The sequence below is a fragment of the Streptomyces sp. NPDC037410 genome, from assembly GCF_055602235.1.
On sequence record NZ_JBVJWR010000004.1, the window covers coordinates 176,684 to 201,847 of the forward strand.

Annotated in this window: 19 protein-coding genes; 8 read left to right on the forward strand and 11 right to left on the reverse strand. The window is 70.0% G+C overall.

Features of this window, described 5'->3' with window-relative positions; translation table 11 throughout:
- Positions 1-215: 215 nt before the first annotated feature.
- The 4 genes from ACZ7HT_RS08385 to ACZ7HT_RS08400 form a co-directional block, all read right to left on the reverse strand.
- Positions 216-2,045, reverse strand: coding sequence for an acyl-CoA dehydrogenase (locus ACZ7HT_RS08385; protein ID WP_471161531.1), 1,830 nt, complete (start codon positions 2,043-2,045; stop codon positions 216-218).
- 173 nt (positions 2,046-2,218) lie between these two features.
- Positions 2,219-2,791 (reverse strand): hypothetical protein, encoded by a 573-nt coding sequence (locus tag ACZ7HT_RS08390; protein ID WP_471161534.1) that lies wholly within the window; start codon positions 2,789-2,791, stop codon positions 2,219-2,221.
- Positions 2,788-4,704, reverse strand: coding sequence for an alpha/beta hydrolase (locus tag ACZ7HT_RS08395; RefSeq protein WP_471161536.1), 1,917 nt, complete (start codon positions 4,702-4,704; stop codon positions 2,788-2,790). Before ACZ7HT_RS08395 ends, ACZ7HT_RS08390 begins: the two co-directional genes overlap by 4 nt.
- Before the next feature lie 6 nt (positions 4,705-4,710).
- On the reverse strand, positions 4,711-5,148 hold the full coding sequence (locus ACZ7HT_RS08400; protein WP_471161538.1) for a hypothetical protein: 438 nt from the start codon (positions 5,146-5,148) through the stop codon (positions 4,711-4,713).
- Between the two features lie 127 nt (positions 5,149-5,275).
- Here ACZ7HT_RS08400 and ACZ7HT_RS08405 point away from each other — a divergent pair, with 127 nt between their 5' ends.
- The 3 genes from ACZ7HT_RS08405 (at position 5,276) to ACZ7HT_RS08415 (ending at position 8,237) form a co-directional block, all read left to right on the forward strand.
- The gene (locus tag ACZ7HT_RS08405; RefSeq protein WP_471161540.1) at positions 5,276-5,818 is read left to right on the forward strand and encodes an SseB family protein; all 543 of its coding nucleotides are present in this window, start codon (positions 5,276-5,278) and stop codon (positions 5,816-5,818) included.
- 126 nt (positions 5,819-5,944) lie between these two features.
- A complete protein-coding gene (locus tag ACZ7HT_RS08410; protein WP_471161543.1) occupies positions 5,945-6,907 on the forward strand; it encodes a pirin family protein in 963 nt (320 codons plus the stop codon).
- Positions 6,908-7,196: 289 nt separating this feature from the next.
- On the forward strand, positions 7,197-8,237 hold the full coding sequence (locus ACZ7HT_RS08415) for an AI-2E family transporter (RefSeq protein ID WP_471161547.1): 1,041 nt from the start codon (positions 7,197-7,199) through the stop codon (positions 8,235-8,237).
- A gap of 82 nt (positions 8,238-8,319) precedes the next feature.
- On the opposite strand, the gene ACZ7HT_RS08420 is transcribed toward ACZ7HT_RS08415, so the two are convergent.
- Positions 8,320-9,135: an MBL fold metallo-hydrolase gene (locus tag ACZ7HT_RS08420; RefSeq protein WP_471161550.1), complete on the reverse strand. Its 816-nt coding sequence runs from the start codon at positions 9,133-9,135 to the stop codon at positions 8,320-8,322.
- A gap of 119 nt (positions 9,136-9,254) precedes the next feature.
- Positions 9,255-11,378 (reverse strand): SpoIIE family protein phosphatase, encoded by a 2,124-nt coding sequence (locus ACZ7HT_RS08425; RefSeq protein WP_471161552.1) that lies wholly within the window; start codon positions 11,376-11,378, stop codon positions 9,255-9,257.
- Between the two features lie 169 nt (positions 11,379-11,547).
- Here ACZ7HT_RS08425 and aspS point away from each other — a divergent pair, with 169 nt between their 5' ends.
- The gene (gene aspS, locus ACZ7HT_RS08430; RefSeq protein ID WP_471161554.1) at positions 11,548-13,368 is read left to right on the forward strand and encodes an aspartate--tRNA ligase; all 1,821 of its coding nucleotides are present in this window, start codon (positions 11,548-11,550) and stop codon (positions 13,366-13,368) included.
- A gap of 68 nt (positions 13,369-13,436) precedes the next feature.
- On the opposite strand, the gene ACZ7HT_RS08435 is transcribed toward aspS, so the two are convergent.
- From ACZ7HT_RS08435 to ACZ7HT_RS08450, 4 genes are read right to left on the reverse strand one after another with little or no spacing between them, the layout of a single operon-like run.
- Positions 13,437-13,931, reverse strand: a complete 495-nt coding sequence (locus ACZ7HT_RS08435; RefSeq protein WP_471161556.1) for a barstar family protein — start codon at positions 13,929-13,931, stop codon at positions 13,437-13,439.
- Complete coding sequence (locus ACZ7HT_RS08440; RefSeq protein WP_471161558.1) at positions 13,919-18,556, reverse strand: putative T7SS-secreted protein; 4,638 nt, start codon at positions 18,554-18,556, stop codon at positions 13,919-13,921. The genes ACZ7HT_RS08435 and ACZ7HT_RS08440 overlap by 13 nt, the downstream gene beginning before the upstream one ends.
- Positions 18,556-19,203 (reverse strand): hypothetical protein, encoded by a 648-nt coding sequence (locus tag ACZ7HT_RS08445; protein ID WP_471161560.1) that lies wholly within the window; start codon positions 19,201-19,203, stop codon positions 18,556-18,558. The genes ACZ7HT_RS08440 and ACZ7HT_RS08445 overlap by 1 nt, the downstream gene beginning before the upstream one ends.
- Positions 19,204-19,233: 30 nt before the next feature.
- On the reverse strand, positions 19,234-19,764 hold the full coding sequence (locus ACZ7HT_RS08450) for an SseB family protein (RefSeq protein WP_471161562.1): 531 nt from the start codon (positions 19,762-19,764) through the stop codon (positions 19,234-19,236).
- A gap of 268 nt (positions 19,765-20,032) precedes the next feature.
- On the opposite strand from ACZ7HT_RS08450, the gene ACZ7HT_RS08455 reads away from it, so the two are divergent.
- Both ACZ7HT_RS08455 and ACZ7HT_RS08460 read left to right on the forward strand, forming a co-directional pair.
- Positions 20,033-20,866, forward strand: a complete 834-nt coding sequence (locus ACZ7HT_RS08455) for an SCO4651 family lipoprotein (protein ID WP_471161564.1) — start codon at positions 20,033-20,035, stop codon at positions 20,864-20,866.
- Between the two features lie 391 nt (positions 20,867-21,257).
- Positions 21,258-21,611 carry a DoxX family protein gene (locus tag ACZ7HT_RS08460; protein ID WP_471161566.1) on the forward strand — a complete coding sequence of 118 codons (354 nt, stop codon included), beginning with the start codon at positions 21,258-21,260 and terminating at the stop codon, positions 21,609-21,611.
- A gap of 90 nt (positions 21,612-21,701) precedes the next feature.
- Here the strand turns inward: ACZ7HT_RS08460 and metG are convergent, their stop codons facing one another.
- Positions 21,702-23,309: a methionine--tRNA ligase gene (metG, locus tag ACZ7HT_RS08465; RefSeq protein WP_471161568.1), complete on the reverse strand. Its 1,608-nt coding sequence runs from the start codon at positions 23,307-23,309 to the stop codon at positions 21,702-21,704.
- 75 nt (positions 23,310-23,384) lie between these two features.
- Between metG and ACZ7HT_RS08470 the strand changes: the two genes are divergently transcribed.
- Both ACZ7HT_RS08470 and ACZ7HT_RS08475 read left to right on the forward strand, forming a co-directional pair.
- Complete coding sequence (locus ACZ7HT_RS08470; RefSeq protein WP_471161570.1) at positions 23,385-24,041, forward strand: response regulator transcription factor; 657 nt, start codon at positions 23,385-23,387, stop codon at positions 24,039-24,041.
- Positions 24,038-25,164, forward strand: a 1,127-nt coding sequence (locus ACZ7HT_RS08475) for a sensor histidine kinase (protein WP_471161572.1), incomplete at its 3' end; no start/stop codon positions are given. The genes ACZ7HT_RS08470 and ACZ7HT_RS08475, both read left to right, overlap by 4 nt.

The window sequence follows — 25,164 nt, forward strand, 5'->3', positions numbered from 1 at the left end:
CAGAGACCGGATTTCGAAGACGAGACCCGGGAAAGAGGGGGGGACAGCGCCCGTCTCCGTCCGGGCAGTTCGTACGGCCTCCGTCCAGGAGCCGTGGCAGTGCGTACGGCCCGCCCCCCGGTCGGGCCGTACGCGCCGCCGCCCCGTCGTGGCAGAGCAGGAACGGCCCGCCCCCCTCCCCGGGGACGGGCCGTTCTCTCAGGACGTGGCGCGTCTTAGAACGCGGCCTCGTCCAGGTCCATGAGCGAGCCGTCGATGGCCTCGGCCAGGGCGCGCTCGGCGGAGACGCCGGGCAGGATGTTGGCGGCGAAGAACTTCGCGGCCGCGATCTTGCCCTGGTAGAACGCGACGTCCTTGCCCGTGGCGCCCTCGGCCAGCTTCTCGGCGGCGACGGCCGCGCCCTTGAGGAGCAGGTAGCCGACGACGACGTCGCCGGAGGCGAGCAGCAGGCGGGTGGTGTTGAGGCCGACCTTGTAGATGTTCTTGACGTCCTCGCCGGTGGCGGTGAGGTCGGTGATCATCTTGCCGACGATGCCCTCCAGGTCGACGGCCGCCTTGGCGAGCGCGTCGCGGGCGCCGGCCAGCTCCTCGCCGCCGGTGCCGACCGCGAGGAACTTCTTGATCTCCTCGGACAGCGCGTTCAGGGCGGCGCCCTGGTCGCGGACGATCTTGCGGAAGAAGAAGTCCTGGCCCTGGATGGCCGTGGTGCCCTCGTAGAGGGTGTCGATCTTGGCGTCGCGGATGTACTGCTCGATCGGGTACTCCTGCAGGAAGCCGGAGCCGCCGAAGGTCTGGAGCGACTGCGCGAGCTGCTCGTAGCCCTTCTCGGAGCCGTAGCCCTTCACGATCGGGAGCAGCAGGTCGTTCAGGCCGTGCAGGGCCTTCGCGTCCTCGCCGGCCGCTTCCTTGACCGCGATCGAGTCCTGCACGGAGGCCGTGTAGAGGACGAGGGAGCGCATGCCCTCGGCGTACGCCTTCTGCGTCATCAGCGAGCGGCGGACGTCGGGGTGGTGCGTGATGGTGACCTTGGGCGCGGCCTTGTCCATGAAGTTGGCCAGGTCGGTGCCCTGGACGCGCTCCTTGGCGTACTCCAGGGCGTTGAGGTAGCCCGTGGAGAGGGTGGAGATCGCCTTCGTGCCGACCATCATGCGGGCGAACTCGATGATGAGGAACATCTGGCGGATGCCGTCGTGCTTGTCGCCGATCAGCCAGCCCTTGGCGGGGTGCTGGTCGCCGAAGGTCATCTCGCACGTGTTGGAGGCCTTGAGGCCCATCTTGTGCTCGACGTTCGTGGCGTAGGCGCCGTTGCGCGCGCCCAGCTCGCCGGTCTCCCAGTCGAACTCGTACTTCGGGACGAGGAAGAGGCTCAGGCCCTTGGTGCCGGGTCCCGCACCCTCGGGGCGGGCGAGGACGTAGTGGAGGATGTTCTCCTCCATGTCGTGCTCACCGGAGGTGATGAAGCGCTTGACGCCCTCGATGTGCCAGGAGCCGTCCTCCTGCTGGATGGCCTTGGTGCGGCCGGCGCCGACGTCCGAGCCCGCGTCGGGCTCGGTGAGGACCATGGTGGAGCCCCAGCGCTTCTCGACGGCGATCTGGGCGACCTTCTTCTGCGCCTCGTTGCCCTCGTTGTAGAGGATGCCGGCGAAGGCCGGGCCGGAGGAGTACATCCAGATGGCCGGGTTCGAGCCGAGGAGCAGCTCCGCGTAGGCCCAGATCAGGGAGCGGGGGGAGACGGTGCCGCCGATCTCCTCCGGGATGCCCAGGCGCCAGTACTCGGACTCCATGAAGGCGTTGTACGACTTCTTGAAGGTGGCCGGGACCGGGGCGGTGTTGGTCTCCGGGTCGAAGACCGGCGGGTTGCGGTCGGCGTCGGCGAAGGACTCCGCGAGCTCGTTCTCGGCGAGGCGGCGGATCTCGTCGAGGATGCTCTTGGCGGTCTCGACGTCCATCTCCTCGAACGGCCCGGTGCCGTACACCTTGTCGCGGCCGAGCACCTCGAAGAGGTTGAACTCGATGTCGCGGAGATTCGACTTGTAGTGCCCCATGGCGACGGCTCCGTAAAGGCTCGGGGAGGCGGATGTCCTCGTAGACGTACTACCGGTGAGTAGCTCACGCTCACTACGATGATGCTACCCACCGGTAATAACGGCAACCCCAATCCGGGACAGAAGTCTGTGACGCGCCCCTCAGTCGCCCTCGGTGGCTCCTTCGTAAACCCTCAGTCACCCACCTCGTACGCGGGGTCCACGTAGCACGGCGAGGTCACCGAGACCGAGAGGCTGTCGCGGGAGGCCTTCTCCCACTTCGAGGCGTCCTTGTACGTCGAGGGGAGCAGCAGCTCGATCGTCGCCGTGTGGTGCTCCTTCTCGTGCTCGACGTCCAGCTGGAGCTGTTCGGCCTCGGACTTCGCCGGCTCGAAGCGCTGGACCTTCCAGCCCTTGGCCGGCAGGTCCCGGTGCAGGCGCTCCATGGCCTGCTTCAGGGCGTCGGCGGTCGGCGCGTACATCGACCAGAAGTGGCGGACCCGGAAGCCGTGGTCCACGCCGTCGCAGGGCGCGGCGTCGGGGGCGCCGTTGTTCGCCTCGCGCAGTCCGGCCGCGTCGAAGATCGCGCTGGACTGGACGCGGACCAGGTCCTTGGCCTCGGCGACCGTCTTGTGCTGCGGCTCGTAGGGCAGGCCGCCGCGGCCGTCGTTGCTCATGGTGCTGCATCCCGTCAGGAGGAGGAGAACGGCGGCCGCGGCGGCGAGCGTGCCGCCGCGCGCCGGGGAGGGACTGGTGGGGAGGGTCACTGGGTGGTCACTTCCTTGTACCGGCCGGTGACGACACGGGCCTGGTTGTTCAGGCTCTCGGTGCCGTTGTCCCAGTAGCCGCTGTGGCCGCGGGAGCCGTCCGTCGCCACGATGTGCGCGCCGAAGTCGGGGTTGGTGGGGGTCAGGGGCTTCACGACGCTCATGCCGTCGCCGTCGAGCCACGAGGGCAGGATGTCGATGTCGACCTTCTTCGGCGCGTGGCCCCAGCCGCCGAGGTCCGGCACCGGGTCGCTGGTGACGAAGGGGATGTTGAAGCCGCCGTACTTGTCGTCGGTGAGTTCGCCGAGCGGGCCGGGCAGGTGCAGGCCCTTGAGGTACGGGTCGCTGTCCGCCTCCGCCGCGTAGACGTGGCCCTTGGGCACGTCCAGGTCGGTGGCGCTGCCCACCTGCATGCCGGGGCTGCCCGCCACGAAGATGTCGTCGGCGTGCAGCGTCCCCTGGCGGGCGGCGGAGCCGACGACCGTGGAGCCGTAGCTGTGGCCGGTGACCGTCAGGTGCGTCGCGTCGCCCTGGTGGGTGGCGCGCAGGCCGTCCACGAAGTTGTTCAGCTTGGGGGCGCCGTCGTCCGCGTAGTGGCTGAAGGGGGCGTCCTTGACGATGTTCTGCGGGGCGTCGTAGCCGAGCCAGGTGATCGTGGACACGCTCTGCCCGCCGGCCAGGTTGTCGCTGGCCCGCCAGAGGGTCTCCATGCGCTTGATGTCGCCGCCGATGCCCTCCAGGTTGGACGTGGTGCCGGGGACGTACATCGCGGTGTGCGTGGCGGTGTCCGGATTCCCGTTGGCGACGATCGCGTGCCCGTTGCCCTGGGTGTCGAAGCCGAGGAGGTACGCCTCGGGCAGCGGTTTCTCGCCGGGCTTCTCGGACTTCCCGCTGCGGTCGAAGCGGTCCTGGATGGCGTTCATGCCCTTCAGGTCCGCCTCCAGCTCCTTCTTCCGGTCGCCGTACTTGTCGTTCCACTCGCGCCACTCGGGGTTCTTGATGACCGCCGGGTACTGGCCGCTGGGGTTCTGGATGTACTCCAGCGGCTGCTTCGGGATGGCGTTGAGGTCGAGCTGGGTCTGGGCGCGGGTCTCCGCGAGGACCATCCGGTTGGCGTCGTCGCGGACGGCGGAGGGTATGCCGTCCAGGGCGCCGACGGAGGCCGGGTAGAGCGTCGCGTACTCGTCGCGCTGCTCCTGGGTGAGGCCGTTCCACCAGTCGGCGTTCTCCTTGGGGGACTTGCCGTGGGGGATCTTGTCGTCGTCGGCGTACTTGCCCGCGGCGTCCTGCATCGCCTTGGTGTCCTTGGCGGCGTCCGCGAGGGTCTCGTCGCTGACGGTGAGGCCGGGCTCGGCCTTGAGCTTGCGCAGGACGCCGGCGTAGCGGCCGTCGATCTCGGTGGCCTCCCGGACGGCGTCGCCTATGCGCTGGGCGATGTCCTCGGCCTTGCCCTTGTTGGCGTCGGCGCTGCCGATGCCCTCGGCCTTGCCGGGGAGGTAGGGGAAGGGGGCGCCGTCGTGCGCGGTGTTGTCGCCGGGGAGGAGGACGGACGACTGGGTCGGGTAGGTCACCGTCCCGTCGGCGTTCACGGTGAACTTCAGGTTCTCCGCGTCCTCGAGCGCCTGCTTCAGCTTCTTCTGCGGGGCGGCGAGTTCGGCCGCGAGCCCGTTGAGCGCCGTACGGATCAGGCCGCACTCGGTGTGCAGGTACTGGTAGTTGCGGGAGAGCTGCTGGACGTCGCCGCCCGCCTTGGTCGCCGCCTCGCCCTTCTGGGTGTCGTGGATCTTGGCGAACATGCCGTTGTCCACGCGGTCCTTGTCCGCGTTGGCGCGGGAGCTGACCTTGCCCCAGCCGTCGGCGGCGTCGGTGTACTCGTTCAGCTTCACGTCGCGCAGTTGCTGCCAGGTGGGCATGCGGGATCAGCCCTCCTTCTTCTGGCCGGGCTGGTCGGAGGAGCCGGACTGTCGGGCGCCCTCGGCGGCCACCTTCTGCCGGGTGTCCTCCTCGCGCTCGCCGAAGTCGCGTCCGGCGGCCTTGAGGGCGCCTTCGAGCCGGCCGCACTCGTCGCGGACGGCGGAGACGCGGGTCTTCCAGGTGGCGAGGATCTCGGTGAGCGCCGCGGAGGAGTCGAAGCCGGCGGTGGCGCCGCTGACGCCCTCGTTGGCCGTGTCCAGGTCGGTGACCGAGGTCGAGGTGGAGGTCCGCAGCTCGCCCGCGGTGTTCCCGGCGCTGTGCCAGGGGCCGACGTCGGCCTTGAGGTCGCCGCCGCCTCCCCCGTCGGGGGCGGGCAGCCCCGCGAGGCTCATCGCCGCGGGTTGTTCTCCGATGATTTCCTGCCATTTGGCGTTGAGCGCCATCTGTCACCCCCGTGGTGGCCGGATTGCTTCCGCGAACCTAGCAAGAGTGGGGGTGCGGTGCGAAGAGACGTGCGAGAGGCACCCATGCGCCTGCCCCCGCGGCCCGCCGGTCGATAGTCTGGGCCGCATGTACGGCTACGACCAGAATCCGGGTGCCCAGCAGCAGTACGCGCCCCCGCCCCAGCAGGGGCAGTACGCGCCGCCGCAGGCCGGGATGCAGGGCGGGATGCAGGCCGGTATGCAAGGGGGAATGCAGGGCGGGATGCAGGGTGGTTACGCCCAGCAGCAGCCCCCGCTGTACCCGGAGCCCTCGCCGCCCTCCCTCGCGGACGCCGTGCGCGCCTTCACGACCGGCACCCTGGCCCCCGAGGACTTCCAGCAGATCTTCGCGACCTCGAAGGTCTACTGCCCGCGCGGCGACAACCCGGGCTTCCTGGCCCTGCACAACACCCAGCAGCCGGTGATCCCGATGTTCACCTCGCTCAAGGAGCTGCGGCGGTACGCGGGCAAGGAGTCGAAGTACTTCGTGATCACCGGCGCCGAGGTGATCGACCTGCTGCCGACGGGCTACGGCTTCGTGCTCGACATGGAGGGCGACCACCGCATGGTCTTCGACGCGAAGGCCGTGGAGCAGATGGTCGACTACGCGATGCGGCGGATGTACGGCTGACGGACGCTGGACGTACGTGGAGACGCCCGGGAGGAATTCCTCCCGGGCGTTTCGCGTTCCTGGTGGCAGAAAGTTCAGCGTTCAACTAAAGTGGACGTTACAAGGTCGCACCTAGGAGGTCCGGTCATGCCCGCTGTGACTGTCGAGAACCCGCTCACCCTGCCGCGCGTCGCCGCCCCCGCCGACGCCGTCTCCCGCCCCGTGCTCGCCGTCACCACGGCCCCCTCGGGCTTCGAGGGCGAGGGATTCCCGGTGCGCCGCGCGTTCGCCGGGATCAACTACCAGTACCTCGACCCGTTCATCATGATGGACCAGATGGGTGAGGTGGAGTACGCGCCCGGAGAGCCCAAGGGCACGCCCTGGCACCCCCACCGCGGCTTCGAGACCGTCACCTACATCATCGACGGGACCTTCGACCACCAGGACTCCAACGGCGGCGGCGGCACCATCACCAACGGCGACACCCAGTGGATGACCGCCGGCTCCGGCCTCCTCCACATCGAGGCCCCGCCGGAGTCCCTCGTCGTCAGCGGCGGCCTCTTCCACGGCCTCCAGCTGTGGGTGAACCTGCCCGCGAGCGACAAGATGATGGCCCCCCGCTACCAGGACATCCGCGGCCGCCAGGTCCAGCTCCTCACCTCCCCCGACGGCGGCGCGCTGCTCCGCGTCATCGCCGGCGAGCTCGACGGCCACGAGGGCCCCGGCATCACCCACACCCCGATCACGATGATCCACGCCACCCTGCGCCCCGGCGCCGAGATCGACCTGCCCTGGCGCGAGGACTTCAACGGCCTCGCGTACGTGCTCGCCGGCCGCGGCACCGTCGGCACCGACCGGCGGCCCATCCACACCGGGCAGACCGCCGTCTTCGGCAAGGGCGGCGCGCTCACCGTCCGCGCCGACGAGAAGCAGGACGGCAACACCCCCGACCTGGAGGTCGTGCTCCTCGGCGGGCAGCCGATCCGCGAGCCCATGGCCCACTACGGCCCGTTCGTCATGAACACCCAGGCCGAACTCCGCCAGGCCTTCGAGGACTTCCAGGCGGGCCGCCTCGGCACGATCCCGGCGGTCCACGGGATGGGCGAGTAGCCCGCGACCGGCCGTGACGGGGCGGGGCGAGTAGTGCCCGGCCGGTCACGGCGGGCCAGGGCGAGTGGTTCTCGGCTGGTCGTGTCGGGCAGGGGCGAGTGGTCCTCGCCCGGTCGTGTCCGGCCGGAGCGAGTGGTCCGCGACACCGGTCATGGCGGGCCGGGGCGAGTAGTGCCCGACCGGCCGTGACGGGCCGGGGCGAGTGGTCCGTACCGGCGAATGACGGGCCGTCACCCGGACGGCCCGTCAGGGCGCGACGACACGCCGACGGGCATGATCCGGTGGACGGGTGCAGACGCAGACACCGCTCCTCCCCGAACCCGTCCGCCGGTTCGCCGCCTGGTGCGTCGTCCTGCTGCTCGCCGCCGGGGTCGCCGCCGTCTTCATCTGGCTCTGCGTCGAATTCAAGACGGCCGTCACCCCCGTCCTCCTCGCCATCCTCGGCACCGCCCTCCTCGGGCCGCTCTACCGGCGCCTGCTGCGGATGAAGGTCCGCAAGGGCCTCGCCGCCGCGCTCACCGTCGTCGCCGTCCTCGTCGTCGTCGGCGGCGCCACGTACATCGTCGTCGTCGCCCTCATCGACACCGGCGACCAGATCCTCGCCTCGCTCCGGCAGGCCGCCTCCGACATCGCCGACCACCTCGGCGCGGCCGGCACCTCCCTCGACGACCTCGCCAAGAACGCCGAGAGACTCCTCAGGGAGTTCGGCGGCACCGCCGCGTCCGGCGTCATCAGCGGGCTCAGCGTCGTCGGACAGATGCTCGCCACCGCCGTCCTCGCGCTCCTCCTGATCTTCTTCTTCCTCAAGGACTCCGACCGGGCCGCCGGCGCCCTGCGCTCCCTCGCCCCCCGCGCCACCGGCGACCTCGTCGAGGCCATGGCGCGCCGCGCCTTCGAGGCCGTCGAGGGCTTCATGCGCGGCACCACCGTCGTCGCCCTCGTCGACGCCGTCCTCATCGGCATCGGCCTGGTCGTCCTGGACGTGCCCGGCGCGGTGGGCCTCGCCGCGCTCGTCTTCGTCACCGCCTACATCCCGTACCTCGGCGCCTTCCTCTCCGGCGCGATCGCCGTCCTCGTCGCCCTCGCCGACCGCGGCTTCGTCATCGCGCTGTGGGTGCTCGGCGTCGTCCTCGCCGTCCAGGTCATCGAGGGGAACGTCCTCCAGCCCCTCGTCCAGAGCAGGACGGTCCAGATGCACCCGGCCGTCGTCATGCTCGCGATCACCGCCGGCGCGTCCGTCGCGGGCATCCTCGGCATGCTCCTCGCCGTCCCGCTGACGGCCGCGGCGACGGGAATCCTGGGGGAGCTGAGGACGCGGTACGGGGCGTAGGGCCTGTCCGGCGTCGAGTCAGGCCGGGGCCCGCTCAGGCCGATGCCCGCTCAGGCCGGCGCCCGTTCAGGCCGGCGTCCGCTCAGGCCGGCGTCAGGCCACCGCGCTCGAACGAGGCCAGGAGCTGCTCAAGGGCCGCCTGGTCGGGACCCACGAACGGGTCCGCGTCCGGCGCGGCGGCGATCGTCTCCAGCATCCGGTCCGTCATCCGCACGGCCGGCGGCAGATGCGTGCACAGCACGATCTCCGGATTCATCGCCCGCAGCGGCTCGATCCAGGCCCGGTACTTCCCCCGGTCCACCAGCTGCACCCACGGGCTGTCGATCGTCGCCCACAGCAGCTGCGCCCGCCGCAGCTCCTCCGGCTTGAGATCGCTCGCGTGCCCGCTCTCGGCGAGCTCGGCGCTCGGCATCGGCCCGCCGAAGCAGTCCGAGCTGAAGCAGATCCGGGTCCGCTCGTCGTAGAAGCCGACGGTCGCCGGGTTGTCGAAGAGCGGCGGCCGGAAGGCGTGCAGCGTCCGGTCCCCGACGTCGAGGGACTGGCCCGGATTGAGGAAGTACACCCGGTCCATGGGCAGCGCCCGCTCGGTCGACATGATGCCGGCGCCGATGAAGGTCGTGACCACGCGCGCGCGTGGGGCGGCGTCGAGCAGGTCGAAGATCCCGCCGGTGTGGTCCCGGTCGGGGTGCGTCAGCCAGATCCAGCGCACATCGGCCGGCTCCACGACCCCGCCGAGCGCGGCGACGAAGTCACGGTCCTCGACCGAGAGCCCGGTATCGACGACCACGGGCTCGGCGGCGCTGAGGACGTAGGCGTTGACGGGAAGGTGCCCGATCCCCGGCACGTCGAGACTGTCGGCGATCACCGTGGTGTCACTGCCGACCTTGTGGATATCCATGACGCACTCCGTGGTCCCCCACGCGACCGCATGGGACCAGTCTGCGCCGCACCCCTCCACCCCGCACGAGGGGACGCACGCGGGCACGGTGCCCACCGCCGCGTAGGCACAACGGGCGGCTAGCGGCAGCAGCCCTCCCCCGACTCCGGCTCGTTCAGCTCGAACCAGATCGCCTTTCCCTCGCCCCGCGGATCCACCCCCCACGCGTCCGCCAGCATCTCCATCAGGACGAGACCGCGCCCGCTGGACGCCATCTCCCCCGGGTGCCGCTTGTGCGGCAGTTCGTCGCTGCCGTCGGAGACCTCCACCCGCAGCCGCCGCGCCTTCTCGCCGCACGCGACCTCCGCGACCAGGAGCGCGTCGCCGTCCGTGTGGACGAGGACGTTCGTGACCATCTCGGAGACCATCAGGACCGCCGCGTCGAGCTGGTCCTGGTCCGACCAGTCGTGCAGCAGCTGCCGGACCTGCTCGCGGGCCTCGGCGATCCGTTCCGGTTCGGCCTGGGCGATGGACATCAGGGTGCGGCGCGGTGCCTCCCGGACGGTGCCGGCGGGCCGGCGGGACAGCAGGAGTACCGCGATGTCGTCCTCCCGGCGGTCGGCGAGCGGCCCCGTCGTGTGGTGCGAGCCGGGCCCGTGGACGGCCTCCACGAGCGCGTCGGCGAGCCGCTCCAGGTCGTCGCCGTCATGGGACTCCAGGAGCTCCCGTACGCGCTCCCAGCCGCTGTCCAGGTCGTGCCCGCCGGTCTCCAGGAGGCCGTCGGTGCAGATCATGAGGGTCTCGCCGGGCTCCAGGGTGAGCCGGGTGGTGGGGTAGTCGGTGTCGGGGTCGATGCCGAGCGGCAGCCCCCCGGCGGTGGGCCGGAGCAGAACCGTTCCGTCGTTCATCCGTACCGCCGGATCCGGATGCCCCGCGCGCGCGATGTCGACGACCCCCGTCTCCAGGTCGACCTCCAGGTAGAGGCAGGTCGCGAAACGCGGACCGCCGCCGTTCCCGTCCCCGTCGTCGCCGTCCGTGATCCCGTACAGGAAGCGGGACGCGCGCGCGAGGACCGCGTCGGGGCGGTGGCCCTCGGAGGCGTACGCGCGCAGGGCGATCCGCAGCTGCCCCATGAGCCCGGCCGCCCGCACGTCGTGCCCCTGCACGTCCCCGATGACGAGCGCGATCCGGCCGGTGCCGGGCCCGCCGGTGCGGGAGGAGCCGCCGGGCAGCCGGATCATGTCGTACCAGTCGCCGCCGACCTGGAGCCCGCCGCCGGTCGGCACGTACCGCGCGGCGACCTGGATGCCGGGGATGCCGGGCCCGAGGACCGGCATCATCGTCCGCTGGAGCCCGAGCGACAGCTCCCGCTCGGACTCGGCCACGCCCGCGCGTGCGAGGGCCTGCGCGAGCATCCGCGCGACCGTCGTCAGCACGGACCGCTCGTCGGGCGTGAACGCCACCGGGTGCTTGAAGGCCGCCATCCAGGCGCCCATCGTCCGCCCGGCGACGACGAGCGGCACGAAGGCCCAGGACCGGCGCCCGAACCGCTGGGCGAGCGGCCAGGTCATGGGAAACCGCCGTAGGTACTCCTCCGGCGTCGGCAGGTAGATCGCCCGCCCGGTCCGTGCGACCTCCGCCGCCGGATAGTCGGTGTCCAGCGACATCGACGTGAACGGCCCCTCGTCGCCCTCGCTGTGCCCGTGGTGCCCGATCACGGTCAGCCGCTCGCCCGCCACGCCGAAGACGGCGAGCCCGTCCGGCGAGAAACCGGGCATGGACAGCGAGGCCGCCACCCGCAGCACCTCGGCCGTCGACCGCGCCTCGGCGAGCGCCCGCCCCGCGTCGAGCAGGAAGGCCTCGCGGGAGCGGCGCCAGTCGCCGGTGATGGGGGTACGGGCGGCGGTGCCCGGCTGCTGCTCGGCGACCTCCTGGAGCGTGCCGACCAGCTGGTAGTCGTTGCCGTCGATCAGCGGCTTCGACCTGCTCCGTACGGTACGGATCACCCGTCCGTGCTCGTCCATGATCCGCAGCCGGGCCTCCGCGAGGGTGCCCTCGGCGACGGCCAGGTTGACCACCCCGTCGATCTCGTTCCAGTCGACCGGATGAAAACGCGACCGCACCGCCGCCTCGGTGAGCCGCACGGGCTCGGCGGGCAGCCCGAGCAGCCGGGCGGCCTCGGCGTCGAGCGAGACGATCCCGGACGCGTTGTCCCAGCGCCACAGGCCGGTCGCGATCGCGGCCAGGACGTCCTCGGTGCGCATTGCCCCACTTTATGAATATCGGACAGCAGGTCGCCACCGACACTATTCGAAATGCGATCTTGGACCGGCCGGTACTCTGGGTGGGTCTGCCCTCGTGTCCTGTGACATCTGTGACAGGGGCCACAAGGCAGCCGCCGACCCCAAGATCCCGAAGACTGGATGAACGACGATGCATCGGTACAGGTCCCACACCTGCGGCGAGCTCCGCGCCTCTGACGTCGGCACCGACGTCCGGCTGAGCGGCTGGCTGCACAATCGGCGCGACCTGGGCGGCATCCTCTTCATCGATCTGCGCGACCACTACGGCATCACGCAGCTCGTCGCCCGGCCCGGCACCCCCGCCGCAGAGGTTCTCGACAAGCTGACGAAGGAGACCGTCGTCCGCGTGGACGGCAAGGTCGTCTCCCGCGGCGCGGAGAACGTCAACCCCGAGCTGCCGACCGGCGAGATCGAGATCGAGGCCGCCGAGGTCGAGGTCCTGGGCGCCGCCAAGCAGATCCCCTTCACCATCAACACCGACGACGGTGTCAACGAGGAGCGGCGCCTGGAGTACCGCTTCCTCGACCTGCGCCGCGAGCGCATGCACCGCAACATCATGCTGCGCTCCGCCGTCATCGCCTCCATCCGCTCCAAGATGGTGGCCCTCGGCTTCAACGAGATGGCGACCCCGATCCTCGCCGCGACCTCCCCCGAGGGCGCCCGCGACTTCGTCGTCCCGTCCCGCCTGAACCCGGGCAAGTTCTACGCGCTGCCGCAGGCGCCGCAGCAGTTCAAGCAGCTGCTGATGATCTCCGGCTTCGACCGGTACTTCCAGATCGCGCCCTGCTTCCGCGACGAGGACGCCCGCGCCGACCGTTCGCCGGGCGAGTTCTACCAGCTCGACGTCGAGATGAGCTTCGTCGAGCAGGAGGACGTCTTCCAGCCGATCGAGAAGCTCATGACGGAGCTCTTCGAGGAGTTCGGCGGCGGCCGCCACGTCACCTCCCCCTTCCCGCGCATCCCGTTCCGCGAGTCGATGCTGAAGTACGGCAACGACAAGCCGGACCTGCGCACGGCCCTCGAACTCGTCGACATCTCGGACGTCTTCGAGAACTCCGAGTTCAAGGCCTTCGCCGGCAAGCACGTCCGCGCGCTCGCCGTCCCGAACACCGGCGACCAGCCGCGCAAGTTCTTCGACTCCCTCGGCGACTTCGCGGTCTCCCTCGGCGCGAAGGGCCTGGCCTGGGTCCGCGTGGGCGAGGAGAACGCCCTCACCGGCCCCATCGCCAAGTTCCTCACCGAGGAGAACGTCAAGGTCCTCACCGAGCGCCTCGGCCTGGCCCCCGGCCACGCGATCTTCTTCGGCGCGGGCGAGTTCGACGAGGTCTCCAAGATCATGGGCCCGGTCCGGGTCGAGGCCGCCAAGCGTGCCGGCCAGTTCGAGGAGAACGTCTTCCGCTTCGCGTGGATCGTCGACTTCCCGATGTACGAGCGGGACGAGGAGACCGGCAAGATCGACTTCTCGCACAACCCGTTCTCCATGCCGCAGGGCGGCCTCGAGGCCCTGGAGACCCAGGACCCGCTGGACGTCCTCGGCTGGCAGTACGACATCGTCTGCAACGGCATCGAGCTCTCCTCCGGCGCCATCCGGAACCACGAGCCCGAGATCATGTTCAAGGCCTTCGAGATCGCGGGCTACTCCCGCGAGACCGTCGAGTCCGAGTTCGCCGGCATGCTCCGCGCCTTCGAGTACGGCGCCCCGCCGCACGGTGGCATCGCCCCGGGCGTCGACCGCATCGTCATGCTGCTCGCCGACGAGCCCAACATCCGCGAGACGATCGCCTTCCCGCTGAACGGCAACGCCCAGGACCTCCTGATGGGCGCCCCGACGGAACTCGACGAGTCCCGCCTGCGCGAACTGAACATCCAGCTCCGCAAGCCGGTCGAGAAGAAGACCGCCACGGAGGACCGCCCGGTGACGGAGTCGGTCCACCCGGAGGCGGGCCGCTGAGCCTCACGGCTGACGCCTGAACGAAGGGGCCCGGAATCCTGTCCGATTCCGGGCCCCTTCGCATCCCGCTAGATTTCGGACGGCTCCTCAAAATCCCGAAAGAAATCTGAGAAGGCGGCCACCGAGTCCTTGTCGCACGACAGGACGATGGAAAGTTTGCTGAGCGTAACTCCCTCGGGGCGCTTCACATAAGACCATCCCTGACCGGAGCGCCACAGAGACGTGAGGAGAACCTTGCGGGCGGTCTCATCCTCAGACAGTGCGTGTTCGGCAGATTCGATGATCAATACATGATGATCTGAAGAAAGCCACTGAAGGTCGCGAAGGCAGTCGCGGAATGCGTTCCAGTTCCATCCGAAGTATTCCGGGAACTTCATCTTCTCCTGGAAAGTCTGGAAAGTCGACACCTCGTCAGTCATCTCTCGCCCCTGCAGGTGGGCCACATACACAATGCCAGACGTGGGCAAGAGCTCGCTCAGGGGTACACCAGAGCTCGGCGTGACGATGTGCAGCCAGGGGGCGATGTGGATAGCAGGTGACTCTTCAATCATTATTCCGCCCATCTGGGACTTTCTCCGACGATATACGTCTGGTAGTGGGTCGGAGTGTAGTAGGAAGACCCATCGCTGCCGAACACCCAGCGCTCTCCGCCTGGTTCCGGGTTCTCCGGCGACGGATAGGTGCCGTATTCCTGATAGGTGATCGGTTTTCCTGAGGGTTCATGAGTGGGGAGTTGATACGCATTTTTGCGTCCGTCGTTTTCGAAATGCTCTGTCCACCACTTCGGGCCGTAGAATCCTGGCCCACCTCCCCAGCCCATATTGTACTTATTCATGTCATGGAGGACTTCCATTGCCTCCTTGGGGATGGTGTCGGGAACCCACCCGTGAATCTTGCTGACGTCTCCCAGGGTGGCTCCCGGGGTGAAATCCTCGCAGGGCGTCAGCCCTAGTGGATCGCCCCACGTATGCGGATTGGGAACGTATGATGCCGGGTTCGGGTCCGGGACAAGGCCCAGAGGGTCCTGGCTGAGATAACGGGCCGATTCTGGGGCGTAGTAGCGGAAGTAGTTGTAGTGGAGCCCCGACTCCGGGTCGAAGTACTGGCCCGGGAAGCGGAGTGGAGTGTATGCCGTGGCGTCGCGGTTCCACGTTGTCGTGCCCCAGAGGGTCGTGCGGGTGCGCCAGGCCAAGTTGCCCGATTCGTCGACGAGTTCCGTCGGCGTACCGATCAGGTCGGTGACGATGGCGAAGAAGCGTTCGTCCGTGGACTCCGCGTCCGTGCGGCGTTCCGTCTGGGCCAGGGGGCGCAGGCCCGCGTGGTCCCAGGTGACGGTGACGTCGGCTGTCGTCTGTTCGCAGAGGGTCGTGCCGTCCCACGTGAAGTGGACCGTTTCGACAGGGGACTGCTTCGATATCCGGCGGCCCAGAGGGTCGTACGCGTACCGCCACACCGTGCCGTCCGGTGTCGTCACCGAGGTCAGGCGGTCTTCCGCGTCCCAGGCATAGCGCCAGGTGTCCGGCTTTCGCGACAGGCGGGTGCGTCGACGGGCCGTGACCCGGCCCTGGGCGTCGTGTTCGTAGTGGACCGATCCGGCCCCGGTGAGGCGGGTGCCGGTGTACGTGCGCCGGCCCGTCGCGTCGTGATGGGCGTGTGCGGCCGGCCAGTCCGCCTCCGTCTGGTTGCCGGCCTCGTCGTAGGCGTACCGCTCCGTCCAGCGGTCCGCACGTACCGCCGTGACGCGGCCGGCGCCGTCCAGGTCGAAGCGGCTGGTGCCCGAGAGCCCGTCCGTGACGGAGACCAGGCCGCCGTCCGGGCGATAGTCGTACGCGCGATGCTGGAGACGACTTCCGCGTGAGGTGACCTCCTGGGCCGTCAGGCGGCTCAGCTCGTCGAACGACGACGTCAGAGACACGAAGTCCGAGACCGTGCGGTCCACTTCACGGCCCAGAGCGTCGAAGGAGAAGACGATCTCGCGACCGGAAGCCGTGAGACGAGTCCTTCGGCCCGCCGCGTCGTACGACCACCTGCTGACCGACCCGCCGGGCGTCGTTCTCCCCACCCGGCGGCCCGCCTCGTCGTACGCGTACGTCAGCGTTCGGCCGTTGACCGTCTCCGACTTCAGGCGACCGTAGCGGTCCCGGAGGCGTATCAACGTCGCGTCCGGACCGGTTGCCGACGCCAGTTCGTCGAAGAGGTCGTACTCGTAGGCAGTTACCGAGCCCTCCGCGTCCTTGCGGACGGTCTGGCCCAGTTCGTTGCGCGTGAAGCGAACGCCCTGCCCGAGCCCGTTCGTGCGGGAAGCCAGACGTCCCGCCGCGTCGTACGCGTACCCCAGCGTCCGGTCGTCGAAGTCCGTCTCAGCGACCAGCCGGCCCGCCGGGTCGTACGTGTAGTCCCAGGTCAGGCCCTGTGGCGCGGTCACCCGGGTCAGGCGCAGGTCCGCGTCGTGGGCGAACTCGTAGCGGGCTCCGTCCGGACCCGTGCGGGAGGTCAGTAGGTCGAAGTCGGTGTACGTGAAGCGGGTCGTGCCGCCCAGCGCGTCCGTGTGGCTGAGGCAGTTGCCCTCGCCGTCGTATGTCCAGGACTCCACCGTGCCGTCGGGTGCGGTCCGCTGCGCAAGGCGGCCTTCGACCGTCCACTCCAGTCGTGTGACCGCGCCCAGGGCATCCGTCACCGCGACCGTACGGCCGAAGGCATCGTGTGTGTAGCGCGTCGTGGCGCCCAGGGGGTCGGTGATCTCGGCGGGGAGCCCCCGGCCGTCCAGGACCAGGCGCGTCACGGCGCCGAGCGGGTCCGTCACCGTCGTCAGCCGGCCCGACTCGTCGTACGCGAACTCCGTCCGGGCACCCGAAGGAGCCGTCACCGACGTGCGGTTGCCGCGTTCGTCGAAGGTCTGACGGGTGACGTTTCCGTCGGTGCCGGTGATGCGGATCGGGAATCCGCGGTCGTCGTACTCCGCCCGTGCCTGGCGGCCGTCCGGGCGCTCCATCGCCGTCGGCCGGCCGTGTTCGTCGTACGTGGTGCGGCTGACGTGGCCCAGCGGGTCCGTCCGGGACAGGAGGCGGTTTCGGCGGTCGTACGTGAAGCGGGTGACCGCGCCCAGCGGGTCGATCTCGGCGACGACCTTGGAACGCTCGTCGACGACGAATCTCTTCGTGTGTCCCAGGCCGTTGGTGATCGACGTCGTCCTGAGGCCGGTCCCGGGGTCGGGGTCTCCCCAGGTGAACCGGGATTCGACGTGCCCGTTGGTCCCGGACTGGTAGGTGCAGCGGTCCTGGTCGTCGTAGACGTAGTCGAAGCGGCTTCCGTTGGTGTCGGTCCACGAGGTGATGCGGCCGTGCTCGTCGCAGCCGAAGCGGAGGGGACGGCCGGAGGAGTTCACGACCTCGGTCAGGTGGCCGTCGGTGTAGCCGTAGCGGAGGATCTCCTGGTCGGAGCCGTCCGCCGCCGCTCCCGCGAGGTGGAGGGCGGTCACGCGGCCTTCGCTCGTCGTGAGCTTCAGGTGGTAGCCGCCGTGGTGGACGATCGCCGTCGGGGCACCTGTCCCGTCGTACTCGAACATGATCCAGCGGCCGTTGCGGTCGTCGATCTGCGCCAGGAGTGCGAGCTCCTCGCCGTGGTCGGCGAAGTGCCGGACCGTGCCGGTGTCGGGGTCGGTGACGGTGTAGCCGTCCTGGACCCGGTCCAGGGGCCACGGGCGGCCGTGCGTGGGCATGACCGGGACGCCGGGGGCCGGGTGCGGATAGGCGAGCAGGCTGCCCTCGTCGCAGCTGAAGATCACGCCTTCGGAGTCGATCTCAAGGCGCTGGTCGACCGTCGACGACCACGTCGGGCCGAACCAGCGGCCGGAGCGGCGCGAGGAGTCGAAGGTGCGCAGGAAGACGAGGGGCAGCGAGCCGGGGAGGGCGATGTCCCTCTGCGGCAGCAGGACACGGCCGGACGCCATGTCCACCGGGTCGCCGTCGCACACGTTCTCGCGGCATGTGTTGCTCTGGTTGTCCGGGTTCTCCTCGTGCTCCCCGCGTGCTCCGCGCGGCCTCTCACCCTCCGGCAGGTGCTTCGCGCCGTCCTTCAGCGCGGCGCGCACGCCCCCGCGCAGCAGCCCGCCGCCCTTCGTGCCGATCATCTCCGGCAGCATGCGGCCGAAGAACTCCGACGGGTCGCCCTTCAACGCCTCCCAGGTGGCCCGCAGCGCCCGGTCCGGGTTGGCCGCCGTGGACACCAGGCCGGCGAGCGTCATGTTGACGCCCTTGTAGTAGTCCGCCGGGTGGGTCAGGTTGTACGGGTCGGTCGGGTTCAGCGAGCGTACGAAGTCGACCAGGCCGGCCGTGCCCTTGGCGATGCCACCGCCGAAGTGGGCCAGCTCGATGCCGGCGCCCAGCTCGTAGTCCATCAACTCGGCCTTGACCCGCTCGCGGCCCGTCGGTGCCTTGGGCGCGTGGGCGAGGGCGGCGCCGACCGCCGTCTTCGCGGCCTCCGCGGCCTCGTCGCGTGCCTTCCGCGCGTCGTCCAGGATCTCCTGGGCGCGCTGCCGCTTGGCCGTGCCGGGGTCGGTGAAATCCCCGGGGTCGGGCAGCGGGTCGTCGCTGTCGCTTGCCGCCTTGTACGCGGCGAGCTTCTTCTCGTACGTCTCGGTGGCGGCCTTCGAGTCGGCGTCGCCCTCCTTGTACAGGGCTATCGCCTCCCGCGCCCTGCCCTGCGCGCCCACGATCGCCTGGGAGTACGTCTCCAGCACCTTGGCCGCGTTCTCCATGGCGTCGGCGGCGTGCAGCCAGTCGGTCGGCAGGGTCTCGAACGCCGCCCGGAACCCGTCGGCCGCCGCGCCCTTCCAGTGACCGGAGTCCAGCTGCTTCATTCCGCCGCCGACCAGGTCGAACGCCTTCTGGAAGTCCCGGAGGTTCCGCACGGTCCCGGCGATCTTCTCCGGCTTGCCGTGGATCAGTTCGTCCGCCTGCTCCGTCTGCCCGAGCTGCTGCTCCCCGATCTCCGCGCCGAGGGAGGAGGCGGTCCTGTCACCCCAGTCCTCGACCGAGTCCGCCCAGTCGTGCGCGCCCGTCTTGTCCAGGAGCTGACCGGTCTTGTCGGTCGCGAAGTCGATGCCCTCGCCGACGAGTTCCTTGCCCCGGTCGATGCCGTCGCCGATCTTGTCGATCCCCTTGTCGACCAGACCACCCCAGTCCACCATCAGCGGTCATCCCCCCAACGCGGCTGTTCGGCCTGCTCGATGGTCGCCCTGTCCGGGGAGAGACCGGCCTTGACCTCCTCGTCCATGCGTCGGCGCAGCTCCGGGTCCACCAGACCGGAACGCTCCAGCGAGTCCAGCCCCGCGTCCGAGACGTCGTAGCCGGTGTTCCTCCACTTCTGCTTGACCTCTTCCTGGGCCTTGCTGAACGACTCGGCGCTTCCGCCGGCGTTGTCCCAGGTGTGCTGGTCGCGGATGGTCTCCCAGCTCATCTTCTCGACCTCGTCCTCGGACAGGTGCGGGTTGCCGTTGAGGGAGTTCACGCCGACCTTGATCGAGTTCTTGAGGTACTGCTCGTACTCCGCGAACGAGCCGGCGGAGAGGCCGACCCCGATGGCGAACCGGTTCCCGCGCAGGGTCAGCGCGCGGACGCCCCACTCCCACCGCTCGCAGAACGTCCGGAACTCCGAGGTCAGGCCCCCGTGCCCCAGCTCCATGCCGGACAGGGCGAGGTCGGAGAAGCCCCGGCCCGCCGACGCCTCCCCGATCATCCCGAGATCCTTCAGCTCGGCATGCGCCAGGTCGATGCCCTTCGCTATCGCCGCCAGTGCCTCCGGCGGTATCGCGAGATGAGGTTCGTCGCCGCTCATCGTGTCCCCGTTCCCCCGAGATCGGGCTCGTCACCGCTCACCGTGTCCGCGTGTCCCCGTGTCCCCGAGATCCACCGCCACCCCGTCCGGGACGATCCCCGCCACCGGCGGAAACAGCGTCCCGTCCGTGCTGCCCGCGTCCAGTGCGACCCCGCCCGGACCCGGCAGCATCGGCACCATCACGTCGAGCAGCCGCGCGCCGAGAATCGTCCGGTACGACCACTCCCGCGCGGCCTCACCCCGTGCGACGGCGAACCGGGCCAGCGACTCCTCGTCCGAGAACGCGCAGATCCAGCGGACTCCGTTGAAGTCGGCGGTCCAGAGGCTCTCGTGGTCGTCGAACGGCACCAGGACGGCCGTACGCCGGAATTCACCGAGCAACCGCGCAAACTCCCGGCGTGCCACGGCCGCTTCGTCGACGGCCTCCGTCGTGGGTGCGACGGGCGCGGACGGGATCACCTCTGGCGCGTCCGCCAACTCCGCCAACCTGGAGAACTGTTGAGGCCTCAGTGTGTTGTCGTCCCCGGTCTCATCCACGCGCGCATGCTGCCATGCGGTCATTCACACCAGCAACGAAAAAAGGTCCGATTCGGCCGCGCCGGCCGACAGCCCGGCCGGGCGCGAACCCCTGGTGCGCTGGCTGTTGGGCCGCAGAGCGGGTGATCGGCGGCCTCGCTGGACCTTGCGCAGGTCGGGGCGTCTTTGTCAGGTCGGCGGGCGTCCTGTCGCACGATGGCCGGTTCCCCGTATTTGGGTGGGCGCTTGTCAGAGCTCCTGACTAGAGTCCGCCCTCGAAAGAAGGAAGCACGGGGGGCAAGGGGTGGGGAACATGAAGATGTACAAGGCGGCGGGGACGGCCGGTCTGGCCGCTCTGGTGGCGGCGGGCACGCTGACGGGCTGTGGGACCCAGACGGCGGGGGAGGCCGTCGACCAGGTCGGAACGGCGCTCGCCGCGCTGAGCAGGACGACGTCCAAGGCCGACAGGCTGGGCTCGGCCGATGTGGTGTCCACGGTCAGCATGCCCGGCATTCCGGACGTCGCGATGGAGGGGACGTTCTCCTGGGGCGACGGCATGGCCTTCGACGTCGAGATGGACGCGGCCAAGGCCGGCATGAGTGCGCTCGTCAAGGACGGGACCGTCCGGATGCTTTTCGTCGACAAGTCCTACTACTACGAGGTCGACCCTCAGCGGCCCGGCAGCCCCCTGGCGGGTAAGCACTGGATGCGGATCGACGCCGACGCCATCCTGGGGAAGGCCGGCGCGAACATGGCCAACGGAGGGAACCCCGTCGCCGGACTCCGTTTCATCGGCGCCTCCGACGACGTGACCGAAGTCGGCGAGGAGACCCTCCTCGGCAGGAAGGCCACCCACTACGCCGGCACCATCGACAAGGACGATCTCGGCCGGGCCCGGAAGCTCCTCGATTCGACCGACAAGAACACTCTGATGAAGTCGATGACGGGCGGCGCCACGTCGATCTCCATCGACATCTGGGTCGATGACCAGGACCTTCCGGTCCGCATCCGGGAGACGATCGGCACGATGACCGTGTCGATGGACTTCAAGTCCTTCGACAAGGCGAAGAAGATCACCGCTCCCCCGGCCTCGGACACGGCCGACATGACCGAGAAGGTCAAGGCCGCGAACAGCGGCAAGAGCTGACCGCCCCCCCCGCGAAGGCTCGGCGATGTCTGTGTGGAACGCCTCGGTTCCGGCGACGAGTGCGTACCCCCGCCCGGGAAGCAGCAGGGCTCCGGCCCGGTCGGGGGTGAGGAGGAGGACTCGCGGAGCGAGGCCGGCGAGGTCGGCCTCCGCGGGCCGTAGGCCGACGGCGGGAGCGTCGCGGGAGACGAGGCGCGGAACCCGGTCCGTGGGGCGGGGCGGTGGGCTCGGCTGGGGTCCTCATCAGACCGGCCTGACGGCGCCGGCGCTCGCAGAGCGTTTCCGGCCGAGAAGAAAAGTTTCCCGCGGCTGTCACACACTCCTCCCCGCCTCCGTCAGTGCAGTGTCCGGCTCGGTCGAGGCGGACAACGGGAAGGCCTAAGGAGCCGAGATGTTCGCCGAGATGTCCACCACCGCCATCGTCGTCACCGCCGTCGCCGCGTTCATGGCGGGCTTCTCCGGGGCCTCGATCTTCGCCAAGGCCAAGTTCGTCGTCGAGCCGCTCGCCGAGTACGGCGTGCCGCGGTCCTGGTGGAACCTGCTCGGGGCCGCCAAGGTCGCCGGGGCCGTCGGGCTCATCGTCGGGTTCTACGTCCCGGTCATCGGGACCCTCGCCGCCATCGGGCTCATCCTGTACTTCGCCGGGGCCGTGATCACCGTCCTGCGGGCCCGCGCCTACGGGCACGCCCCCTTCCCGCTCATCTACATGGCGCCCGCCGTCGCCGCCCTGGTCCTGACCTGGTGACGACCCGTACGGAAACGTACGGAACCGTATGGGAAAGGCCGCCGGCCCGGGTTTCTACCGGGACGGCGGCCTTCTTCGTGCGCGTGCGCGTCAGTCCTTCTTCGGGTCCTCCAGGCGCGGGAACAGCACCGCGCCCTTCGTCACCGTCGCGCCCGCCGGGAGCTGCCCCCACGTCGCCGAGGACTGGACCGGCTGCCCGGCCAGGGCGCCCAGGGACGCCTCGGCGCCCAGGGACTCCCAGAGGGCCTGCGAGGTCTCCGGCATGATCGGGTTCAGGAGGACGGCGACGGCGCGGAGCGACTCCGCGGCCGTGTAGAGGATGGTCGCCAGGCGGGCCCGGCCCTCCTCCGACTCGTCCTTGGCCACCTTCCACGGCTCCTGCTCCGTGATGTAGCCGTTGACCTGCTTCACGAAGTCGAAGATCGCCAGGATGCCGCCCTGGAAGTCCACCTCTTCGCCGATCTTCGCGTCGGCCGTCGCGACGGCCTTCGCCAGGCCCTCGTGGATCGCCTTCTCCGCGTCGCCGTCGGCCGTCGACGCCGGCAGCTCGCCGCCGAAGTACTTGCCGACCATCGCCGCGACACGGGACGCGAGGTTGCCGTAGTCGTTCGCCAGCTCGGACGTGTAGCGGGCGGTGAAGTCCTCCCACGAGAACGAGCCGTCACTGCCGAACGCGATCGCGCGCAGGAAGTACCAGCGGTACGCGTCCACGCCGAAGTGCGAGGTCAGGTCCTGCGGCTTGATGCCGGTCAGGTTCGACTTCGACATCTTCTCGCCGCCGACCATCAGCCAGCCGTTGGCCGCGACCTTGCCCGGCACCGGGAGGCCCTGCGCCATCAGCATCGCCGGCCAGATCACCGCGTGGAAGCGCAGGATGTCCTTGCCGACCAGGTGCACGTTCGCCGGGAACGTCTCGTCGAACTTCGCCGGGTTCTCGTTGTAGCCGACGGCCGTCGCGTAGTTCAGGAGCGCGTCGACCCACACGTAGATGACGTGCTTCTCGTCCCACGGGATCGGGATGCCCCAGTCGAACGTCGAACGCGAGATCGACAGGTCCTGCAGGCCCTGCTTGACGAAGTTCACGACCTCGTTGCGGGCCGACTCCGGCTGGATGAAGTCCGGGTTCGCCTCGTAGAACTCCAGGAGCTTCGGGCCGTACTCGCTCAGCTTGAAGAAGTAGTTCTCCTCCTTGAGGATCTCCACCGGCTTCTTGTGGATCGGGCACAGCTTCGTGCCGTCCTCGGCCTCGATGAGATCGCCCGGGAGCTTGTACTCCTCACAGCCCACGCAGTACGGGCCCTCGTACCCGCCCTTGTAGATCTCGTCCTTGTCGTACAGGTCCTGCACGAACTCCTGGACGCGGTCGGTGTGACGCTTCTGCGTGGTGCGGATGAAGTCGTCGTTCGCGATGTTCAGGTGCTCCCAGAGGGGCTTCCACGCCTCCTCGACGAGCTTGTCGCACCAGGCCTGGGGCGTGACGTTGTTCGCCTCGGCCGTGCGCATGATCTTCTGACCGTGCTCGTCCGTGCCGGTGAGGAACCACACCTTCTCGCCGCGCTGACGGTGCCAGCGCGTGAGCACGTCGCCTGCGACGGTCGTGTAGGCGTGGCCCAGGTGAGGAGCGTCGTTGACGTAGTAGATGGGGGTCGTGACGTAGAACGCCTTCGCCCCCTGCTTCTCGGATCCAGTGGCCGCCATGGTCGAAATCCTAACGGTCGTCCGTAGATCCACTCACCTCCATATGCGTGGGGACGTGGAGGGAGGATGGGCGGCATGCGTGTACTCGTAGCCGAGGACGAGCGCGACCTCGCCGCGCTCCTCGCCACCGGCCTGCGGCGGGCCGGGTTCGCCGTCGACACCGTCCACGCCGGGGACGAGGCCCTGGACCGGCTCGGACTGTACGCGTACGACGTACTCGTCCTCGACCGTGACCTCCCCCGCGTCCACGGCGACGACGTCGCCCGGCGGCTCGTCGCCGCCGGGGTGCCCACCCGGATCCTCATGCTCACCGCCTCCTCCGCCGTCGAGGACCGCGTCGACGGGCTCGACCTCGGCGCCGACGACTACCTCGGCAAGCCCTTCGACTTCCCCGAGCTCGTCTCCCGCGTCCGCGCCCTCCGGCGCCGCTCCGCCCGGCCCGCGCTGCCGGCCCTCCTCGTCCGCGACGGCCTCGTCATGGACACCGTCCGGCGGACCGCCGTCCGCGACGGGCGGGACCTCGACCTGTCCCCGAAGGAGTTCTCCGTCCTCCAGCTGCTCCTGGAGGCCGACGGCGCCGTCGTCTCCGCCGAGGAGCTCCTCGAACGCGCCTGGGACGCCCACGCCGACCCCTTCACCGGCGCCGTACGCGTCTGCATGAGCAAGCTCAGGGGGAAGCTCGGGGAGCCCGGCCTCATCCGGACCGTGCAGGGCGTGGGGTACGCGCTGTGAGCCGCCCGGGGCTCCTCGGGGCCGGGTCCACCATCCGTACCCGCATCGCGCTCGTCTACGGGGGTGTCTTCCTCGTCCTCGGGGCCGTCCTGCTGCTCGTGGTGAACCTGCTGGTCAGAGCCGGTACGGACGCCGACGCCGACGCGATCGTCGCGCAGGCGGACGGCGCCGGGACCGCCTTCGCCGAGGCCTACCGGATCGGCGACGACATCCGCCGGGCCGCCGCCGAGCAGATGCTCATGTGGTCCTCGCTGGCCCTCCTCGTCATGACCTGCGGCGCCGTCGTCGTCGGCTGGTGGACCGCCGGGCGGGTCCTGCGGCCCGTCCACGACATGACCGCCCGGGCCCGGCGGCTCTCCGGTCTCGCGGAGAGGCTCGACGTGCGCGGGCCCGACGACGAGCTCAAGGAGCTCGGCGACACGATCGACGCGCTGCTCGGGCGCCTGGAGACCGCCTTCGACAGCCAGCGCCGGTTCATCGCCAACGCCTCCCACGAGCTGCGCACCCCGCTCGCCACCCAGCGCGCCGCGATCCAGATCGGGCTCGACGACGACTGCGAGGTCCGGCAGGTCCTCCTCGACGCCAACCGGCGCAGCGAGCGCCTCATCGACGGGCTGCTGCTCCTCGCGCGGAGCGAGCGGGGGCTCGCGGAGCGGGAGGACGTGCGGCTCGGGGACGTCGTCGCCGAGGAGTACGCGCACGCGTGCGTGGTCGCCGACGGCGGTGTCGTACGGGGGAGCCGGGTGCTGCTCGGGCAGCTCGTGCGGAACCTCGTCGCGAACGCGGTCGCGTACAACGTGCCGGGGGGTGACGTGGCCGTACGCGTCGCGGACGGGGTCCTGACCGTCGTCAACACCGGGCCCGTCGTCCCGGAGGGCGACCTCGACGGGCTCTTCGAACCCTTCCGGCGGGGGGAGGGGCGGGACCGGACGGGGCCCGGCGCGGGGCTCGGTCTTTCCATCGTGCGGTCGATCGCCGTGGCGCACGGGGGTGCCGTGCGGGCGGTGGCGCGGGGCGCGGGGGAGGGCGGCGGGCTCGGGGGGGGGGGGGGGGGGGGGGGGGGGGGGGAGGCGCCCCCCCCCCCCCCCCCCCCCCCCCCCCCCCCCCACCGCCGCCGAACGAC

Bases quoted from the DNA above. Each gene is read 5' to 3' on its own strand.
- ACZ7HT_RS08420 (WP_471161550.1), bottom strand. From the start codon at position 9,135: ATGGATATCCACAAGGTCGGCAGTGACACCACGGTGATCGCCGACAGT.
- ACZ7HT_RS08455 (WP_471161564.1), top strand. From the start codon at position 20,033: ATGAAGATGTACAAGGCGGCGGGGACGGCCGGTCTGGCCGCTCTGGTG.
- ACZ7HT_RS08410 (WP_471161543.1), top strand. From the start codon at position 5,945: ATGCCCGCTGTGACTGTCGAGAACCCGCTCACCCTGCCGCGCGTCGCC.
- metG (WP_471161568.1), bottom strand. From the start codon at position 23,309: ATGGCGGCCACTGGATCCGAGAAGCAGGGGGCGAAGGCGTTCTACGTC.
- ACZ7HT_RS08400 (WP_471161538.1), bottom strand. From the start codon at position 5,148: ATGGCGCTCAACGCCAAATGGCAGGAAATCATCGGAGAACAACCCGCG.
- ACZ7HT_RS08385 (WP_471161531.1), bottom strand. From the start codon at position 2,045: ATGGGGCACTACAAGTCGAATCTCCGCGACATCGAGTTCAACCTCTTC.
- ACZ7HT_RS08435 (WP_471161556.1), bottom strand. From the start codon at position 13,931: ATGGGCGGAATAATGATTGAAGAGTCACCTGCTATCCACATCGCCCCC.
- ACZ7HT_RS08460 (WP_471161566.1), top strand. From the start codon at position 21,258: ATGTTCGCCGAGATGTCCACCACCGCCATCGTCGTCACCGCCGTCGCC.
- ACZ7HT_RS08440 (WP_471161558.1), bottom strand. From the start codon at position 18,556: ATGGTGGACTGGGGTGGTCTGGTCGACAAGGGGATCGACAAGATCGGC.
- ACZ7HT_RS08470 (WP_471161570.1), top strand. From the start codon at position 23,385: ATGCGTGTACTCGTAGCCGAGGACGAGCGCGACCTCGCCGCGCTCCTC.
- ACZ7HT_RS08425 (WP_471161552.1), bottom strand. From the start codon at position 11,378: ATGCGCACCGAGGACGTCCTGGCCGCGATCGCGACCGGCCTGTGGCGC.
- ACZ7HT_RS08395 (WP_471161536.1), bottom strand. From the start codon at position 4,704: ATGCCCACCTGGCAGCAACTGCGCGACGTGAAGCTGAACGAGTACACC.
- ACZ7HT_RS08445 (WP_471161560.1), bottom strand. From the start codon at position 19,203: ATGAGCGGCGACGAACCTCATCTCGCGATACCGCCGGAGGCACTGGCG.
- ACZ7HT_RS08405 (WP_471161540.1), top strand. From the start codon at position 5,276: ATGTACGGCTACGACCAGAATCCGGGTGCCCAGCAGCAGTACGCGCCC.
- aspS (WP_471161554.1), top strand. From the start codon at position 11,548: ATGCATCGGTACAGGTCCCACACCTGCGGCGAGCTCCGCGCCTCTGAC.
- ACZ7HT_RS08450 (WP_471161562.1), bottom strand. From the start codon at position 19,764: ATGACCGCATGGCAGCATGCGCGCGTGGATGAGACCGGGGACGACAAC.